Genomic DNA, 1,519 nt, shown 5'->3' with positions numbered 1-1,519 from the left:
TCCAAAAAATGAGTACAACAAATAGACCTTTCACTATTAGATTTTTTTGATTGTTCAATAGCTAATCGGAAACAATCTTATAAGGTTCATTTTTAGTTAAAATAGCATGAATCACATAACAAAGCTTACGAGAAACAGCACCTAAGGCCGTCAGATGATGCTTTCCCTCAGAAATTTTTTTCTGATAAAACGCGCGAAAAACAGGATCACATTGAGAAGCAACTAGAGCAGCTGAAAACAAGGCTTTTCGTAAGTATGGAGATCCACGCTTGCTCATAACATTATGTGTTGCTTCGTATTGCCCAGATTGGGACACAGACGCGTCTATGCCAGCATAAGCAACCAGTTTTTTCGGATTAGAAAATTTGCGAATGTCTCCAATTTCACCAAGAATTGTCGCGCCATTTATAGGGCCGATTCCAGGGATTGTGAGAATAACAGAGTCTAAATTACTCATTATGCGCTTAATTTCTTTTTCAGTTTCTTTTACTTGGCTTTCGATGAATTTCAATTGTTCAATCATGGAGCGTAATTGAAATGTAAAAGCTTCTTGAGCAAATTTCACTCCAAAGGAGTTAGAAGCTGCTTGCTTCAATTGATCTGCTTTCTCTGGCTTTATTCGGTTCCTGCTTAACTCAGCTAAGTATTGAGCCAACGTTTCTGCCGAAATTTCTTCTAGCTCTATAGGAGAACTAAACTCAAGCAATAACTCTTTAGACGCTTTTCCGAAAATACCTTGTTTAGAAAAAATTGATGCATATTCAGGAAACACTTGATCTAGTACAGCTATGATTTTTCGTTTGAAGTCGCTTGCGGTACCTACTAAATAGGTTCGGTAACGTGAAAGTTGTTTTAACGAAAAAACATTTTCATCAGACAATACTGTTTCTACAAAGGAACCATAACGCATCAAGTCAGCAATCAAAACAGAATCAATAATATCATTTTTTCGTTTTCTGATTTCTGTTCCTTTGCGCCAGCCATCGGTTTGAAGAGGATTCACAACGTGAATCAAAAAGTCTGATTCGTGGAGGTATGAAAAGATGGAGAGCCAATAATGACCCGTAGCTTCCATTCCGACAATAAAGTCAGCGGGAGTCTCTGAATATTTTGAAAGCCGCTCAATCAGGGAATCAGCTCCTTCAGTAGTGTTAGGGAAAGAAAAACCTTTTAGGATCACTTTACCTTCTTCACTCATTAAAGAAGCCACGTGAGTTCGCTTGCCGATATCAATTCCTAAGAAGTACATACATTTGACCTTTCTAAAAAAATATTTTGGATTGAAACCCGCTCAACTGAAAAGCGTCACTACCTTGTACGAGATACGGAGTAAAGCAAAAACTTTCAACATCTAACTCATACGTAATCCACTTATCAGAGAGAGGTGCCAGTCTTTCGATTACGAGCTTCAAAACTCAAGGAGGCAACGGCATAGCCTCTCAATCCAATAAATATATTATCTCAAAATGAATGAGTTAATACCAAATTAAAATAACGATGGTTCATAGGGTTATCCAAT

1 protein-coding gene is annotated in these 1,519 nt (G+C 37.5%); it reads right to left on the bottom strand.

Going from position 1 to position 1,519, the window contains the following annotated elements; genetic code table 11:
- Window positions 1-61: 61 nt before the first annotated feature.
- Complete coding sequence (locus P7D84_RS13655; protein WP_010748508.1) at window positions 62-1,249, bottom strand: IS110 family RNA-guided transposase; 1,188 nt, start codon at window positions 1,247-1,249, stop codon at window positions 62-64.
- Window positions 1,250-1,519: the final 270 nt, after the last annotated feature.

Origin of the sequence: Enterococcus dongliensis (assembly GCF_031927985.1) — a bacterium.
GTDB classification, from domain to species: domain Bacteria; phylum Bacillota; class Bacilli; order Lactobacillales; family Enterococcaceae; genus Enterococcus_A; species Enterococcus_A dongliensis.
This window is presented reverse-complemented; position numbering and strand designations above follow the sequence as displayed.